This is a genomic window from Mesorhizobium sp. CA10 (genome assembly GCF_020165285.1).
GTDB lineage: Bacteria > Pseudomonadota > Alphaproteobacteria > Rhizobiales > Rhizobiaceae > Mesorhizobium.
Genome location: NZ_JAIUHV010000005.1, coordinates 210,734 through 226,397, shown reverse-complemented (window position 1 = coordinate 226,397; position 15,664 = coordinate 210,734). Strand labels below are relative to the sequence as shown.

Below are 15,664 nucleotides of genomic sequence, written 5' to 3'. Positions count from 1 at the left end.
GATCCGCGTCAAGGTCCGCGGGGCGGAAAAATGCGCTGTGGCAAGGCTTCCGCAAAACAGAATTCTTTCTCAGCAACGCCATAAAGGTTCGACGCTGCGAGAATCTCGGCCTGAAGCGTCCAGAAAATCGGCTCTTTGCAAGCGAGGCGGTCCGAAAGGCCGGCTGACGCCGGGGCGGGGCGATCGGCAAAAAGAACGGGCGCGCCGAGGCGCGCCCGTCTGTTTTCAAGGCTGCCGCGTCAGATGACGAACACCCAGTTGGCGATCAGCATCACCACCACGCCGGCAATCAGCGTCAGGTAAGGCAGCATACCCGCCTTCTTGACCGAGAGGTCGGCCCCCGCCATGCCGAGGTCTGCCAGCATGTGTTCGGGGAACTTGCCCTTGTCCTGGACGTAGTGGCGGAAGCAGAACACCGGGATGATCAAGGCAGCGGTGATCAGGCCGGCCCACAGCGCCATCGGGTTCCATACCTTGGCGCCGGCGCCCATGAAGATGGCGTTCACATAGGCGAAGATCGCGCCGATGCCGAGCAGCCAGGTCGGCGCCTTCCAGGGGCGGTTGATGTGGCCGTTGTCGATGCGATGGATCCAGCCGGCGTTGAGGTTGAGGAAGTTGAAGATGATGTAGCCGCAATTCGACACGGCGAGGATGAAGAAGAAGCTCGTCGCGTCGGCCGAGGCGATGGCCAGCACGATCAGGTTGAAACAGAGGTCGGTCCACATCGCCCGCGTCGGCGCGCCATGCTCGTTGACGTGGCTGAGATAGCGCGGCAGCCAGCCGTCGACCGAACCCTGGTAGAGCGTGCGCGAAGAGCCGGCCATCGCCGTCATGATGCAGAGCACCAGGGCCAGGATCATCAGCATGACCAGCAGGCTGTGGATCAGCTTGCCGCCGCCGACCATGCCGGCCAGCGCGTCGGCGACGCCCGAGCCGTCGACGATCGGCGTCGCCAGCATGCCGTTCAGGCCGAGCACGCCCTGGAAGGTGAAGGGCACCAGGATGAACAGAAGCATGCAGAGCAGGCCGGAATAGAAGATCGCCTTGAACGTGTCGGTGCCGGGGTTCTTGAACTCAGACGTGTAGCAGACGGCCGTCTCGAAGCCGTAGGTCGACCATGCCGCGATGAACATGCCGCCAAGCACCAGCGTCCAGCCGGCGATGTTCCACGAACCCGGATCGGGCGCGTAGGCGGCCGCCAACGGCACCAGCGGCGAGAAGTTCGCCCAGTCGATCTGGCCGGTGAAGATCGGCACGACGCCGACGATCAGCATCGGGACGATGACCAGCAGGCCGATATATTTCTGCACATTGGCCGTGCCGAGGATGCCGCGATGCTGGATCGCGAAGATGATCAGCATCAGCACCGCGCCGATGAAGAAGGTGGCGTTGAAGGTGAAGGACACTGGACCCAGCGTGTGGCTGAACAGCGACCAGGTGCGGATCGCGGGCGTGGCGGCAGCCGCCACCGCGGCGATGGCGTCGGCGGGCGCCGTTCCGGCATGCGCAGCGATGTAGGCAACGACTTCCGGCGATGTCTCGGTGAAGGCCGGGATCGGCGCCAGCGCGTTGAGGATGTAGGCGGCGGCGATTGAGCAGCCTAGCGACAGCACCGGCGACCAGGCGAACCAGTTGCACCACACCGATAGCGGCGCGATGAACTTGGAATAGCGCAGCCATGCCGTGGCGCCGTAGATCGAGGCACCGCCGGATTTGTTCGGGAACAGGCCGGCGATCTCGGCATAGGTGAAGGATTGCAGGAAACCCATGATCATGGATACCGTCCAGATCAGGAAGGCCAGTGTTCCGGTCGTGCCGGCAATGCCGCCGATCGAGAACAGGACCAGCGCTGGAACGCCGCTTGCGACCCAGAAGGCGCCACGCCAGTCGATGTGCCTGAGCAGCTTGCTTTCTGCAGGCTGCTCGAGGGCCGTGCTTATCGTGCTCATATCTTGTGTCTTCCCCTTTTTGTTGTTCCCCGCCAGCGATGCTTCAGCTCTTGCGAAGCTTGCTCCCCGGCAAATCGGCGTCGGCCTGTCGTGTTTCCACTCAGTCGTATTTTTTTCTTAAGAGTGAAGATTGATCCGACGCGCTTTCGCGTCAAGCGTTTTGTGGATGTCATGCACATCGCGCTTGCGAAACATGCTCTTTCCTTCTCCCCTTTGTGGGAGAAGGTGGATCGGCGCGTAGCGCCGAGACGGATGAGGGGTGTTCCAGCGAAGTGAGCGGCTGGTGTCTTCTGGAAGACCCCTCATCCGACCGAACTTCGCTCGGCCACCTACTCCCACAACGGAAGAAGGCAGAGTTGCCGCTATCAGGAACGCGGCTTGGTCTTCTGCGGATCGTAATGGGCGAAGGCGACAACCCGCGCCGGCAGCCGCTTGGCGTGGCCGTCGAGCTTGCCGATCTCGACCTCCGTGCCGATCTCGGCGTGAGTGACGTCGAGCCGTGCCAGCGCGATGGTCTTGCCGAGCACCGGCGAGCGCATGCCGGAGGTGACGACGCCGATCTGGGCGCGGCCGACATGGACGCAGTCGCCGTGGCCGACGGCGACATTGGCATCGATATCGAGACCGACGAGCTTGTGCTGCGGATGCTCCTTGCGCCGGATCAGCGCCTCGCGGCCGATGAAGTCGTCGGCCTTGGTCTTAAGTGGCACGGTGAAGCCAATGCCGGCCTCGAACGGATCGGTCTGGTCGGAGAATTCGTAACCGGCGAAGATCAGTCCCGCCTCGATGCGCACCATATCGAGCGCCTGCAGGCCCATCGGCTTCAGCCCGTGCGGCTGGCCGGCCTCCCAGACGGCGTCGAACACCTTTTCGGCGTCGCGCGGATGGCACCAGATTTCGTAACCGAGCTCGCCGGTGTAGCCGGTGCGTGAGACCACGACGGGCACGCCATTGCCGCCGCCGATGCGCGCGACGGCGAAACGGAACCATTCGAGCTCGCCGATCGATGGCTGCACGGGCGAGGTCCAGACCACTTCCTTCAATATGTCGCGGCTCTTCGGCCCTTGCACCGCGATGTTGTGCATCTGGTCGGTGGAGGAGCGCACCAGCACGTTGAGGCCGAGTTTTTTCGCGGTCTCGCGCAGCCATTCGCCGGAAAGATCGTCGCCGCCGACCCAGCGAAAATTATCCTTGCCGAGCCTGAGCAACGTCCCGTCGTCGATCATGCCGCCATGCTCGTAGCACATCGCGGTATAGACCACCTGGCCGACCCCAAGCTTCTTGACGTCGCGGGTCAGCGTGTATTGCAGCAGCGCTTCGGCATCCGGACCGGTGACCTCGAACTTGCGCAGCGGCGACAGGTCCATGATCACCGCGGCCTGCCGGCAGGCCCAGTATTCGGCGATGGGGCCTTCCTTGGCGAAGGAATTGGCGAGCCAATAGCCGCGATATTCGACGAAGTCGCGCGTGTGCTTGGCAAAGCTCGAATGAAAGGCTGTCTCGCGGGTCATCTTCGGTTCCGAGTCGGGCTTCATGCGTCTGGCGATCGCTCGCGAGAATTTGTGCTGGCCGGAATAGGCGCGCACATGGATGTCGGTGAGATCCCAGCCATTGGCGGGCGTGGTGTCGTCCGGGCAGGCCGAGGAGACGCAGACGATGTCGGTCAGGGCGCGCAAGAGCACATAGTCGCCCGGCCGCGACCACGGCTCGTCCGACACCATCACGCCATGCGCGTTGATCGCAGTGTTGAAGAAGAAATTGATCGCCATCCAGCCGGCGCGGGGCGTCACGCCCTTGTCCGACAGCGCCTTGTTGAAATTCTCCGAGCAGTTGGTGTGTCCGGGATAGCCGATGTCGTCGTAATATTTGGCGGCGCAGGCAAGCGCGAAGGCGTCGTGCCGGCCGCATGTATCCTGCACGACCTCGACCAGCGGCTCCATGTCCTGGTCGTAGTATTTCGAATGCAAGCCGGGCATCGGATAGGCCGAACCCATGAGCGTGCGGGTCGTCGTCACGTCGAGCGGCAGGTCGCGCCCCTTGTCCAGCTTGCGCGCGGAAAAACACTGGAAGTCGGTGCATTGCCGGCCATCGACATCGATGATCTGCAGATAGTCGCCGGCCTTGACGAAATAGGCCTCGGCGGTCGCCGACTTCACCCGAAGATCAAGCACCGGATCGGCAAACGGATCGGGAAGCTGCGACCTGTTCTTCAGCCGGATCGTGGCGCGCCGCACCAGGACGGTGAGCGGCGTCGCGGTGTTGTGTCCGTCGACCAGCATCGGCCCGCCGGGCGCCGCGATCAGCAGCGCGCCGTCGCGCTGGACGGCAAAGCTCTGCTCGGTGCCGGCGGGCGTAGCGCCGCCGAAAACGCGCACACCTTTCGGCTGATCGAGCTGCACGTTGCGGCGCTCGAGGCTGAGACGCAGCGCCGAGAGGCTGTCGTCGCCGTCGGCGAGCAGCGCCTTGATGCCGGCGGCGTTGCTGTTCGACCGTTCGCCGAAAATGCCGGGATCCGTCGCGCCTGATTTGTCCCAGGCCAGCAGCTCGCAGGGCTGGCCCCCCTCGACATTGCTCACGCTGACGCTGTCGCCGGCCTCGACGTCGATCAGCGCCGCGCCATTGCCCTGGACGGTATAGCGTTCGACGCCCGGCGGCAGGCTGATCTGGCCCGGCCGCAGGATTAGGCTTGGACGCGGCGGTCCGGACAGCACGGCGGGGTAGGACGACTGGCTCATCTCAAACCCTCCTCCGAGCGAGAAACAAGTTTGCCTGTGTGTAAAATTATTTTCGCTGAGAGAATAGCAGGGGGAATGCGTTTGGCAAGCGCAAGCTCCCCTTCTCCCCTTGTGGGAGAAGGTGGCCGCGAAGCGGCCGGATGAGGGGTGCTCCAGGGAATGCCAGCGTCTCGTTCCGCTGGAACACCCCTCATCCGTCTCGGCGCTTGCGAGCCGATCCACCTTCTCCCACAAGGGGAGAAGGGGGAGCCTGCGCACCGCTACGCCAGTTCCTCGGAATGGCCGATTGTCACACCGTATTCCGCGGCCGAGTCCAAAATGGTGTGCCACAGGCTCTCGGCGAAGGTCGCGAACACCAGCAGGTTGAACACCGCCTGTCCATCCGCCAGATCCTTGCCGCGCCACAGCGTGACACTGGTGTGATCCATCGACGTCGCGGCCGCCGCGCCCACGCCGAAAACATCGGGGTGCAGGTCGATCGAAGACAGCTTGGCGAGCATCGTGCGCGCCTTGTCGCCGGAGACGCTGATCAGCACCCGCGCATGCGATTGGTCGGAAAGCGAGGCCGAACCGACGAAGGCCGGCGCAAGCGCCTCGATCGTATGCTTGCCGCCTCTGGACAGCATCAGGAATTGGTCCGGTCCCGACCAGATCAGCGTCGCGTCGGCAGTATCGACCGCCTTTGGCGTTTCCGGCGCCGCCATGCCGAAGCGCGCCTGCGCGGCCTTCACCATCTCGCCGGCCTTGCCGCGCCGCGCCATCACCTGGACGAGATCGAAATTGCGGATCTCTGTCAGCGCCACGCCGGCGTCGCCTTGCGCGCCATAGGGGCCGGCAATCAGCGCGCGGTCGAGCGGGCTGCGGACGTCCCAGGAAAACTCAGCCACGCTGGCGCCCTCCATCCGGATCGTAGAAGACGGAATTGCAGAGCTCGACATCGTAGTCCTCGCCGCGCAGCGGATCATGCGCCCGCACGATCTCGCCGATGCGTTCGCGGCCGCGCTCGACGAGGCCCAACCCGATCCATTGGTCGAGCACCGGCGAGAAACAGACCGAGGTGACATAGCCCTGGTCGTTGTCGGGGCCGGGGGTCTCGCCCTTTGGAATGATGTGCGCGCCGGAGCGCAGGCGGCGCGCCTTGTCGGTCGGCTTGATGCCGACGACCACCTGCCGGTTCGGCGCGACAAGCGCCTCGCGGCCGGCCATGACGCGGCCGATGAAATCCTTCTTGGTCGACATCATCTTGCCGAGGCCGAGATCGCCCGCCGTGGTGGTGCCGTTGAGCTCCGGCCCGGCGACATGACCCTTTTCGATGCGCATCACGCCGAGCGCCTCGGTGCCGTAAGGCGTCACGCCGAACGGTTTTCCCGCAATCATCAGATTGCGCGCCATCGCCTCGCCATAGCGCGCCGGCACCGAAATCTCGAACGCCATCTCGCCGGAGAAGGAGATGCGGAACAGCCTTGCCTTCAGGCCGCCGCGCAGCTTGACCTCGCGCGCGCCCATGAACGGGAAACCTTCGTTCGACAGGTCCTCGGCCGGATCGACGATCTCTTTCAGCAGATCGCGGGTCTTAGGTCCGGCGATCGAGAACTGCGCCCATTGGTCGGAGACCGAGGTCAGCTGCACGTCGAGCTCGGGGAACAGAACCTGGCGGCAGAATTCCAGGTGCTGCATCACCAGTCCGGCCTTGGCCGTCGTGGTGGTGAGGAAGTAATGATCCTCGGCCAGCCGCGAGGTCGTGCCGTCGTCATAGACGATGCCGTCCTCGCGCAGCATCAGCCCGTAGCGAGCCTTGCCGACGGCGAGGCTGGAGAAGGCATTGATGTAGACGCGGTCGAGGAAGGCGCCGGCGTCGGGCCCGTGCACGTCGATCTTGCCGAGCGTCGAGACGTCGCAGAAGCCGACGCCGCTGCGCACCGCCTTGACCTCGCGGGTGACCGATTCCAGCCAGTCCTTCTCGCCCGCGCGCGGATACCATTGCGCGCGCTTCCACAGCCCGGTGTCGACAAAGACGGCGCCCTGTTCGGCCGCCCAGTGATGCGAGGGCGTCAGCCGCGTCGCATGGAAATTCTCGTCGCGGTGATGGCCGGCGAAAGCGCCGATGGCGACCGGCACGTAAGGCGGCCGGTAGATCGTCGTGCCGGTCTCGGGGATCGACTTGCCGCTGACCGCCGCCATGATGGCGAGGCCGGCGACATTCGAGGTCTTGCCCTGGTCGGTCGCCATGCCGAGCGTCGTGTAGCGCTTCAGATGCTCGACCGATTGAAAACCCTCGCGCTGCGCCAGTTCGACATCGGAAGCGGTGACGTCATGCTGCTGGTCGACGAAGGCCTTGCCCTTGCCGGCGACATGCCAGAGCGGTGTGATCGAAAAGGCCTCGTCGTCGGCGACCGGCATCGATCCGATATTGCCGCTGCGTCCGGCGTCGCGGGCTGCGGCAGCGCCGGCTTCGAACCCCTCGCGCAGGCAGGCGCCAAGTCCGAACGCGCCGTTGGCCGCGCCCGCTGCCACCATGCCGGGCGGCGCGCCCTCCGGCACGAAGGCGGCAATGTCGTCGCGCCATTTCGGCCTGCCGCGGTGGTAGGAGGTGAGGCCGACCGCGGGGTTCCAGCCGCCAGAGACGGCAAGCCCGTCCGCCTCGACCTCGGCGCGCGCGCCGCCGGCCAGCGAGACGGAGATCTTGCGCACGCCGTCCTTGCCGCCGTCGACGCCAGCGACAGCGCCGTGCAGAACCGGAAAGCCGCCTTTGCTTGCCAGCGAGCGGTGGGCCGGAGAAACGTCCGGCCGCGCGTCGATCACCGCCGCAACCTGCAGTCCGGCCGCGATCGCCGTTTCGGCGGTGCGCCAGCCATCCTCATTGTTGGTGAACAGCGCGATGCGTCTCGCCGGCGTGGCCGCATAGCGGTTGATGTAGCTGCGCATGGCCGATGCCAACATCACGCCCGGCGTGTCGTTGCCGGCAAAGACGATCGGGCGTTCGATCGCGCCGGCCGCGACGACGCAGCGCTTGGCCACGATCCGCCATAGCCGCTGGCGCACCTGATGCTCGGGCGGCACCGGCAGGTGGTCGTTGACACGCTCGATCGCGCCATAGGTGCCGCCGTCATAGACACCGAACAAAGTCGTGCGGGTCATGACGCGCACATCCGGCATCGCCGTCAGTTCGGCAACCGCGCGCGCAACCCATTCGGCGGCCGGCAATCCGTCGATCATGCCGCCATCGGCGAGCAGGCGCCCGCCGAGGGCGAAATCCTCCTCGCACAGGATGACGCGCGCGCCGCAGCGCGCGGCGGCAAGAGCCGCCGCCAGACCTGCCGGGCCGGAACCCGCGATCACCACATCGCAATGCGCCCAGGCCTTGTCATAATGGTCGGGATCGGAAACCTGGGCAGCGCGGCCAAGGCCCGCGGCGCGCCGGATCGCCGGCTCGTAGATCGCTTCCCAGAACTTCGCCGGCCACATGAAGGTCTTGTAGTAGAAGCCGGCGACGAAGATCGGCGCGAACAGCTGGTTGACCGACATCACGTCGAAATTGAGCGACGGCCAGCGGTTTTGGCTGGCGGCTTCGAGCCCTTCATAGAGCTCGGCGGTCGTCGCCTTGGTGTTCGGCTCGCGTCTTGCGCCGCTGCGCAATTCGACCAGCGCGTTTGGCTCTTCCGAGCCAGCCGTCAGGATGCCGCGCGGGCGATGATATTTGAACGAGCGGCCGACGAGCTTGACGCCATTGGCGACCAGCGCGGAAGCCAGCGTGTCGCCCTTGAAGCCGAAGAGGGTCTTGCCGTCGAAGCGGAAGTTGAGCGCGGTCGAGCGGTCGATGAGACCGCCATTGTTCAGCCGGTTTGCCTGATCGCCGCGCATCACACACCAACCTTGGCGGCGCCTGCGCCCGCCGCCGGCTCGACGGCCGAAATCTCATGCGTCAGCGTGTTGCGCGTGACCTTCAGCCAGGCCCGGCAGCCGCCGCCGTGGTACCAGTGCTCGCTCATCGGGCCGGCAATGTTGTCGCGCAGATAGACGTAGTCGTAGACCGCGTCCTCGCCGGCATCGGCCGCCGGCCGTTGCGGCTTTGCATCGCCGAGATAGGTGAACTCGCCGAGTTCGCGTTCGCCGCAGAAGGGACAGACTATGCGCATGGCTGGGTCTTCAATGCACGATGCCAAAAAGTGTGAAGCGGTTTTTGGATAACATCATGCTCTATCCCTAATGCAGGTTCGGTTGGGCGCCCTGGCCCTTCTCGTCGATCATGGCGCCGCGCTGGAAGCGGTCGAGGCGGAAAAGCGCGGCTTCCTTGTGCGATTGATCGCGGGCGATGAGATGGGCGAAGACGAAACCGGAGCCGGGCGTCGCCTTGAAGCCGCCGTAGCACCAGCCGGCATTGATGTAGAGGCCGTCGACCGGGCTCTTGTCGATGATCGGCGAGCCGTCCATCGACATGTCCATGATGCCACCCCACTGGCGTAAAAGCCGCACGCGGCCGATCATCGGGATCAGCGCCATACCGCCCTCGCAGACATCCTCCACGACCGGCAGATTGCCGCGCTGGGCATAGGAATTGTAGCCGTCGATATCGCCGCCGAAGACCAGCCCGCCCTTGTCCGACTGGCTGACATAGAAGTGTCCGGCGCCGAAGGTCATGACCCCGGGGATCAGCGGCTTGACCGCTTCGGAGACGAAGGCCTGCAGCACATGGCTTTCGATCGGCAGGCGAAGACCTGCCATAGCCGCGACCCGTGACGAGGAGCCGGCCACTGCCATGCCGACCTTGCCGGCGCCGATCTTGCCGCGCGATGTCTCGACGCCGGTCACCTTGCCGTTGGCGTCGCGCGTGAAGCCGGTAACCTCGCAATTCTGGATGATGTCGACGCCGAGTTCGCTCGCCGCATGCGCGTAGCCCCACACCACGGCGTCATGCCGCGCCGTGCCGCCGCGCCGCTGCAGCAGTCCGCCTTGCACGGGAAAACGCGCATTGTCGAAATTCAGGAACGGCAGCATTTTGCGCAGCGCCGCCTGGTCGAGCAGTTCCGCATCGATGCCGTTGATGCGCATGGTGTTGCCGCGCCGGGCGAAAGCATCGCGCTGCGCGTCGGAGTGATAGAGGTTGAGCACGCCGCGCTGGCTGACCATCGCGTTATAGTTGAGGTCCTGCTCCATCCGCTCCCACAGCTTCATCGACAATTCGTAGAAGCCGGTGTTGCCGGGAAGGCCGTAATTGGAGCGGATGATGGTGGTGTTGCGGCCGGCATTGCCGGAGCCGATCCACCCTTTTTCCAGCACCGCGACATTGCGGATACCGAACTCGCTGGCGAGAAACCAGGCGGTGGCGAGACCGTGGCCGCCGCCGCCGATAATGATCACGTCATAGCGGTCCTTGGGCGCAGCATCGCGCCAGGTCGGCTGCCAGTTCTTGTGGCCGGAAAGGGCGGCGCGGGCGAGCGAGAAGATCGAATATTTCATCAGTTCATTCCGAGGTCGCTCGCACCGCTAGAGCATGATGCCGAAAAGTGTGAAGCGGTTTTCGGACGACATCATGCTCCACTACAGGACGGTCAGATATCCAGCGTGTGGTCGCGCTCCCACTGTGTGAAGTGCGAAGCATAGGAATTCCATTCCTGCTGCTTCAGCTTTAGATATGCCGACGAAAATTCCTCACCCAGCGCCGCCTTGAGCGATTTGTCCTTGTCGAACTCGCGCAGCGCGTCGAGCAGGTTGAGCGGCAGTTTCGGCGCATCCGTCACCGTGTGGCCGAGCTGGTACATGTCGATGTCGTAGCGCTTGCCGGGATCGGCCTTCGAGCGGATGCCGTCGAGGCCGGCGGCGATGATGACCGCTTGCAGCAGATAGGGATTGGCGGCGCCGTCCGGCAGGCGCAATTCGAAGCGGCCGGGTCCCGGTACGCGCACCATATGCGTGCGGTTGTTGCCGGTCCAGGTCACCGTGTTCGGCGCCCAGGTCGCGCCCGAAATGGTGCGCGGCGCGTTGATGCGCTTGTAGGAATTGACCGTCGGATTGGTGATCGCGGCAAGCGCCGAGGCATGCTTCATGATGCCGCCGAGGAAGTTCCTGCCCTTGGCGGACAGGCCGAGCTCTTCCGAATTGTCGGCAAAGACATTGGTCTTGCCGGTCTCGTCCCACACCGAGATATGCGCATGGCAGCCATTGCCGGTCAGGCCCTGGAAGGGCTTGGGCATGAATGTCGCGCGCAGGCCATGCTTTTCGGCGATCGACTTGACCATGAACTTGAAGAAGGAGTGCTTGTCGGCGGTCGCCAGCGCGTGATCGAAGGTCCAGTTCATCTCGAACTGACCGTTGGCATCCTCGTGGTCGTTCTGGTACGGGCCCCAGCCCAACGCCAGCATGTGGTCGCAGATCTCGGCGATGACGTCGTAGCGCCGCATCACCGCCTGCTGGTCGTAGCAGGGTTTCGAGGCTGTATCGTATTCGTCGGAGATCGCCTTGCCATCAGGCGAGATCAGGAAGAACTCGGCCTCGACGCCGGTCTTGACATGCATGCCGTCGCGGGCGGCTTCGTCGATCAGCCGCTTCAGCGTGTTGCGCGGCGCCTGGTTCACCTCCTTGTCGTCCATGATGCAGTTGGCGGCTACCCAGGCGACGTCCTTCTTCCACGGCAGTTGGATGACCGAAGCCGGATCCGGCACCGCCAGCATGTCCGGATGCGCCGGCGTCAGGTCGAGCCATGTGGCGAAGCCGGCAAATCCTGCACCGTCCTTCTGCATGTCGGCGATCGCCTGCGCCGGCACCAGCTTGGCGCGCTGCCCGCTGAACAGGTCGGTGTAGGAGATCATGAAATATTTGACGCCGTTCTCCTTGGCGAATGCGGCGAGATCGTTCCCCATTATGTAGTTCCTCGCTTATGTGTCTTGGATTTTGTCCTAGAAGCCGTTCTTCCCCGGTATCCAGTTGGTGCCGGCCAAAGGCACGCCGGCCATGGCGGCGGCTTCGATCGAGAGCGCGACGAGATCCTCGGGCTCGAGATTGTGCAGGCTGTTCTTGCCGCAGGCGCGTGCGATGGTCTGGGCTTCCAGCGTCATCACCTTGAGGTAGTTCGCCAGCCGCCGTCCGGCCGCGATCGGGTCGACCCGCTTCATCAATTCGGGGTCCTGGGTGGTGATACCGGCCGGGTCGCGACCTTCGTGCCAGTCGTCATAGGCGCCGGCCGTGGTGCCGAGCGCGTTGTAGTCCGCCTCCCAGCGTGGATCGTTGTCGCCGAGCGCGACAAGTGCTGCCGTGCCGATCGACACCGCGTCGACGCCGAGCGCCAGCGCCTTGGCGACATCGGCGCCGTTGCGGATGCCGCCGGAAACGATGAGCTGCACCTTGCGGTGCATGCCGAGGTCCTGCAGCGCCTGCACCGCCGGCCTGATGCAGGCAAGCGTCGGCTGGCCGACATTCTCGATGAACACTTCCTGGGTGGCAGCGGTGCCGCCCTGCATGCCGTCGACCACCACGACATCGGCGCCGGCCTTCACCGCGAGCGCGGTGTCGTAGTACGGACGGGCGCCGCCAACCTTGACATAGATCGGCTTTTCCCAGTCGGTGATCTCGCGCAGCTCAAGGATCTTGATCTCGAGATCGTCCGGCCCCGTCCAATCGGGATGGCGCGAGGCCGAGCGCTGGTCGATACCCTTGGGCAGCGTGCGCATCTCGGCGACGCGGTCGGAGATCTTCTGGCCGAGCAGCATGCCGCCGCCGCCGGGCTTGGCGCCCTGGCCGACGACCACTTCGATGGCGTCGGCGCGGCGCAGGTCGCGCGGGTTCATGCCGTAGCGCGAGGGCAGGTACTGATAGACCAGCGTCTTAGAATGCCCGCGCTCTTCCTCGGTCATGCCGCCGTCACCGGTGGTGGTCGAGGTCCCGGAAAGCGTGGCGCCGCGTCCAAGCGCCTCCTTGGCCGGGCCGGAGAGCGAGCCAAAACTCATGCCGGCAATGGTGATCGGGATCTTCAGCTCGATCGGCTTCCTGGCGTGGCGCGAGCCGAGCACCACCGAGGTGTCGCAGCGCTCGCGATAGCCTTCGAGCGGATAGCGCGAGATCGAGGCACCGAGGAAAAGCAGGTCGTCGAAATGCGGCAGCTTGCGCTTGGCGCCGGCGCCGCGGATGTCATAGATGCCGGTCGCGGCCGCGCGGCGGATTTCGGAAAGCGTGTAATCGTCGAAGGTCGCGGATTTGCGCGGCGTCGTCGGCGGGTTGCGGTAGGTCATCTTGCCTCAATACGCGTCGGCGTTATCGATGTTGAAATTGTAGAGTTTGCGGGCCGAGCCGTAGCGCTTGAACTCCGAGGCCTTGACGCCGGTCACGCCGGCCTTGTCGAGCAGGGCCTGCAGCAATTCGATATGCTCGGACCGCATCTCCTTGGCGATGCAGTCGGCGCCGAGGCTCTCCACCTTGCCGCGCACGAAGAGCCGCGCCTCGTAGATGGAATCGCCCAGCGCGTCGCCGGCATCGCCCAGCACCACGAGGTTGCCGGACTGCGCCATGAAGGCCGACATGTGGCCGATATTGCCGTGCACGACGATGTCGATACCCTTCATCGAAATGCCGCAACGCGACGAGGCATTGCCTTCGATGACCAGCAAGCCGCCGCGGCCGGTGGCGCCGGCATACTGGCTGGCGTCGCCCTTGATGACGATCGAGCCCGACATCATGTTCTCGCCGACGCCGGGGCCGGCCGAGCCGTGCACGGTGATCGCTGCGCCGTCATTCATGCCGGCGCAGTAATAGCCGACGCTGCCGCGCACATCGATGCTGACGGGCTGATCGACGCCGACCGCCACCGAATGGCTGCCCTTGGGGTTGAGCACTTCCCAGGCGGTCTCGTTCGAGCCGGGCGTGAGCTTGTGCAGCGCCTGGTTCAATTCGCGCAGCGAATGCACGGACAAGTCAAAGACGCGTGACGCCTGATTGTGGGCAGGGCCTGGCTCGCGCTCGGCTTTCGACATTGGGGTTGCCGGCATCAGCTCAATGCTCCCAGAAATAAACGGTTGCGGGCTCGGGCTCCCAGACCCGCGCATTGTCGATGCCGGGAAGCTTGGTCAGCGCACGATATTCGGAGCCGAAGGCGACATACTGGTCGGTCTCGGCCATCACGGCCGGCTTGCAGGCGATCGGATCGCGCACCACACCGAAGCCGTTCTTGGTGCCGACGACGAAGGTGAAGAAGCCGTCGAGGTCGGAGAGCGTGCCTTCCAGCGCCTCGCCGAGATTCTTGCCATGCGCCATCCGGTTGGAGAGATAGGCAGCCGCCACCTCGGTGTCGTTCTCGGTCTCGAAGGTCATGCCGTCGCGGATCAGCTCGCGCCGTACATTGTTGTGGTTGGAGAGCGAGCCATTGTGCACCAGGCACTGGTCGGCGCCGGTCGAGAAAGGATGCGCGCCCATCGTCGTCACCGCCGATTCCGTCGCCATGCGGGTGTGGCCGATACCGTGGGTGCCGGTCATGGAGCGCACGTCGAAACGGTCGACGACGGCTTCGGGCAGGCCGACTTCCTTGTAGATCTCGACTGCTTCGCCGGCACCCATGATGCGGATGTCGGGCCGGAGCGTCTGCAGCGCCTCGCGCGCGGCGTCGACCTTGTCCGGCGTGGTCCGGATCACCGCATGCGTGGACTTGACCGCGACGCTGACCGGCGCGCTGATCGCCTTGGCGAGCTCGGCGTCGAGGCCGCGGAAATCGCGATCGGGCTTCGGCGACTGCACGGTGATCTTGGCTTCATTGCCGGTGGCTGCGCCATAGATGGCGATGCCGGCACTGTCCGGTCCGCGGTCGCTGAGCGACACCAGCATCTCCGACAGCATGGCGCCGAGCTTCGGCTCCAGCGCCTTGTCCTTCAAGAAAAGTCCGACGATTCCGCACATGCCAGCCTCCAACGTTTTTTGGCTCTCAGATGATGTACCCAATGAGTAAGCCGAATTCAATTGGTATGAAAAAAATTTTCCTGTGATTACATATTGGACGGCGCATTGCCCTCGGCACTATCGCCGTCCGGGCGCGCCTTGTGAACCCAGATCGCATGGCGGATGCGCGCGATCCTATAGGCGTCGAGGATCGAGAGGGCATAGATCAGGAAACCCCCGGCATGGCGGCCGATGAAGCCAGCGTCGACCGGCGCCAGCTTGGTGGTTATCCAGCCAAGGATCACCATGAAGAACAGGAATTGCAGTCCGCGCGCCGGCACGCCGAGCATGACATGGCCGCTTGCCGGCAAGACGATCGCGGCGCCGAGCACGAGATAGGGATTCGCGGGAGCAGGGGTGGCGGCTTCGTCGCTCATGCGGCCCGCCTTTCGCGCCGGTTGATGGCTTGGCGAAGCGTCGAGGCTGCCTCGAGCAGCCGTTCGATCAAGGCCGGATCGATCCCGGCATCGCCGAACGCCGCCTGCCGGAACACGCCGTAGCGAGCGCGCTCGGCCTCGGCCAGCAGCCACACGATGCGCACGCCCTTCGGCGTTATCAGCAATTCCTTGGCGCGGCTTTCGGCAAAGATGTCTGTATGCGCGGCGATCAGATCCTGCGGGAAGGCGACGCCTCTGCGGTCCGTCCTGAGCACCGCGTCGACGGGAAGGCCGAGCACCTTCGGCAGCGTGTGCGGCAGATGGTCGAAATTGGAGAATGTCGTCGCCGAATTCGGCCGCATCATCATGTCGAACGTGCCCGGCACCGCGACCGGCTCGGTGATCGAAACGCTGAGCCAGCGCGTCGGCAGCTTTCGCGTCGCCAGCGTGTCGACGATGGTCCGCACCTGGACGCGCTGACCGTTCCAGGAACCGGCCCAGGTGACGACGCCGGCCGTGCCGTCGGAAATGTCGGCGGCGTCCGCAACGACGCTGCGGACGCTCGCCATATTGGCGGCCAAGGCCGCCTTCGCCCTGTTGCGGCCCGCGCGCGCCAGCCAGACAATATGAGTGGCGACGCCCAGTGCGATCGCCCCGGTAAGCAATACTGACGTCAGCTCAGACATTT

At 64.8% G+C, this 15,664-nt stretch carries 12 protein-coding genes; all 12 read right to left on the bottom strand.

What is annotated here, in order from left to right; genetic code table 11:
* Positions 1-239: 239 nt before the first annotated feature.
* The 12 genes from LB535_RS13445 to LB535_RS13390 all read right to left on the bottom strand — a co-directional run bounded on the left by LB535_RS13445 (position 240) and on the right by LB535_RS13390 (position 15,662).
* Entirely contained in the window at positions 240-1,949 is a 1,710-nt protein-coding gene (locus LB535_RS13445; RefSeq protein WP_224632521.1) for an APC family permease, read from the bottom strand.
* A 365-nt stretch (positions 1,950-2,314) separates the two neighbouring features.
* The gene (locus LB535_RS13440; protein ID WP_224632520.1) at positions 2,315-4,684 is read right to left on the bottom strand and encodes a DUF1989 domain-containing protein; all 2,370 of its coding nucleotides are present in this window, start codon (positions 4,682-4,684) and stop codon (positions 2,315-2,317) included.
* A 260-nt stretch (positions 4,685-4,944) separates the two neighbouring features.
* Positions 4,945-5,571 (bottom strand): sarcosine oxidase subunit gamma, encoded by a 627-nt coding sequence (locus tag LB535_RS13435; RefSeq protein ID WP_224629361.1) that lies wholly within the window; start codon positions 5,569-5,571, stop codon positions 4,945-4,947.
* Positions 5,564-8,545, bottom strand: a complete 2,982-nt coding sequence (locus LB535_RS13430; RefSeq protein WP_224632519.1) for a sarcosine oxidase subunit alpha — start codon at positions 8,543-8,545, stop codon at positions 5,564-5,566. The genes LB535_RS13435 and LB535_RS13430 overlap by 8 nt, the downstream gene beginning before the upstream one ends.
* Positions 8,545-8,820, bottom strand: coding sequence for a sarcosine oxidase subunit delta (locus tag LB535_RS13425; protein WP_224515831.1), 276 nt, complete (start codon positions 8,818-8,820; stop codon positions 8,545-8,547). Before LB535_RS13425 ends, LB535_RS13430 begins: the two co-directional genes overlap by 1 nt.
* A gap of 67 nt (positions 8,821-8,887) precedes the next feature.
* Positions 8,888-10,141 (bottom strand): sarcosine oxidase subunit beta family protein, encoded by a 1,254-nt coding sequence (locus tag LB535_RS13420; RefSeq protein WP_224632518.1) that lies wholly within the window; start codon positions 10,139-10,141, stop codon positions 8,888-8,890.
* A gap of 92 nt (positions 10,142-10,233) precedes the next feature.
* On the bottom strand, positions 10,234-11,541 hold the full coding sequence (gene glnT, locus LB535_RS13415) for a type III glutamate--ammonia ligase (RefSeq protein ID WP_095768776.1): 1,308 nt from the start codon (positions 11,539-11,541) through the stop codon (positions 10,234-10,236).
* Between the two features lie 36 nt (positions 11,542-11,577).
* The gene (locus LB535_RS13410) at positions 11,578-12,906 is read right to left on the bottom strand and encodes an FMN-binding glutamate synthase family protein (protein ID WP_140844228.1); all 1,329 of its coding nucleotides are present in this window, start codon (positions 12,904-12,906) and stop codon (positions 11,578-11,580) included.
* Between the two features lie 6 nt (positions 12,907-12,912).
* Positions 12,913-13,644 carry a GXGXG domain-containing protein gene (locus tag LB535_RS13405; protein WP_224632669.1) on the bottom strand — a complete coding sequence of 244 codons (732 nt, stop codon included), beginning with the start codon at positions 13,642-13,644 and terminating at the stop codon, positions 12,913-12,915.
* Positions 13,645-13,663: 19 nt separating this feature from the next.
* Positions 13,664-14,560 (bottom strand): class II glutamine amidotransferase, encoded by an 897-nt coding sequence (locus tag LB535_RS13400; RefSeq protein ID WP_224632517.1) that lies wholly within the window; start codon positions 14,558-14,560, stop codon positions 13,664-13,666.
* Positions 14,561-14,646: 86 nt separating this feature from the next.
* Positions 14,647-14,976 (bottom strand): hypothetical protein, encoded by a 330-nt coding sequence (locus LB535_RS13395; protein ID WP_224632516.1) that lies wholly within the window; start codon positions 14,974-14,976, stop codon positions 14,647-14,649.
* Positions 14,973-15,662, bottom strand: a complete 690-nt coding sequence (locus LB535_RS13390; RefSeq protein WP_224632515.1) for a hypothetical protein — start codon at positions 15,660-15,662, stop codon at positions 14,973-14,975. The genes LB535_RS13395 and LB535_RS13390 overlap by 4 nt, the downstream gene beginning before the upstream one ends.
* Positions 15,663-15,664 lie beyond the last annotated feature (2 nt).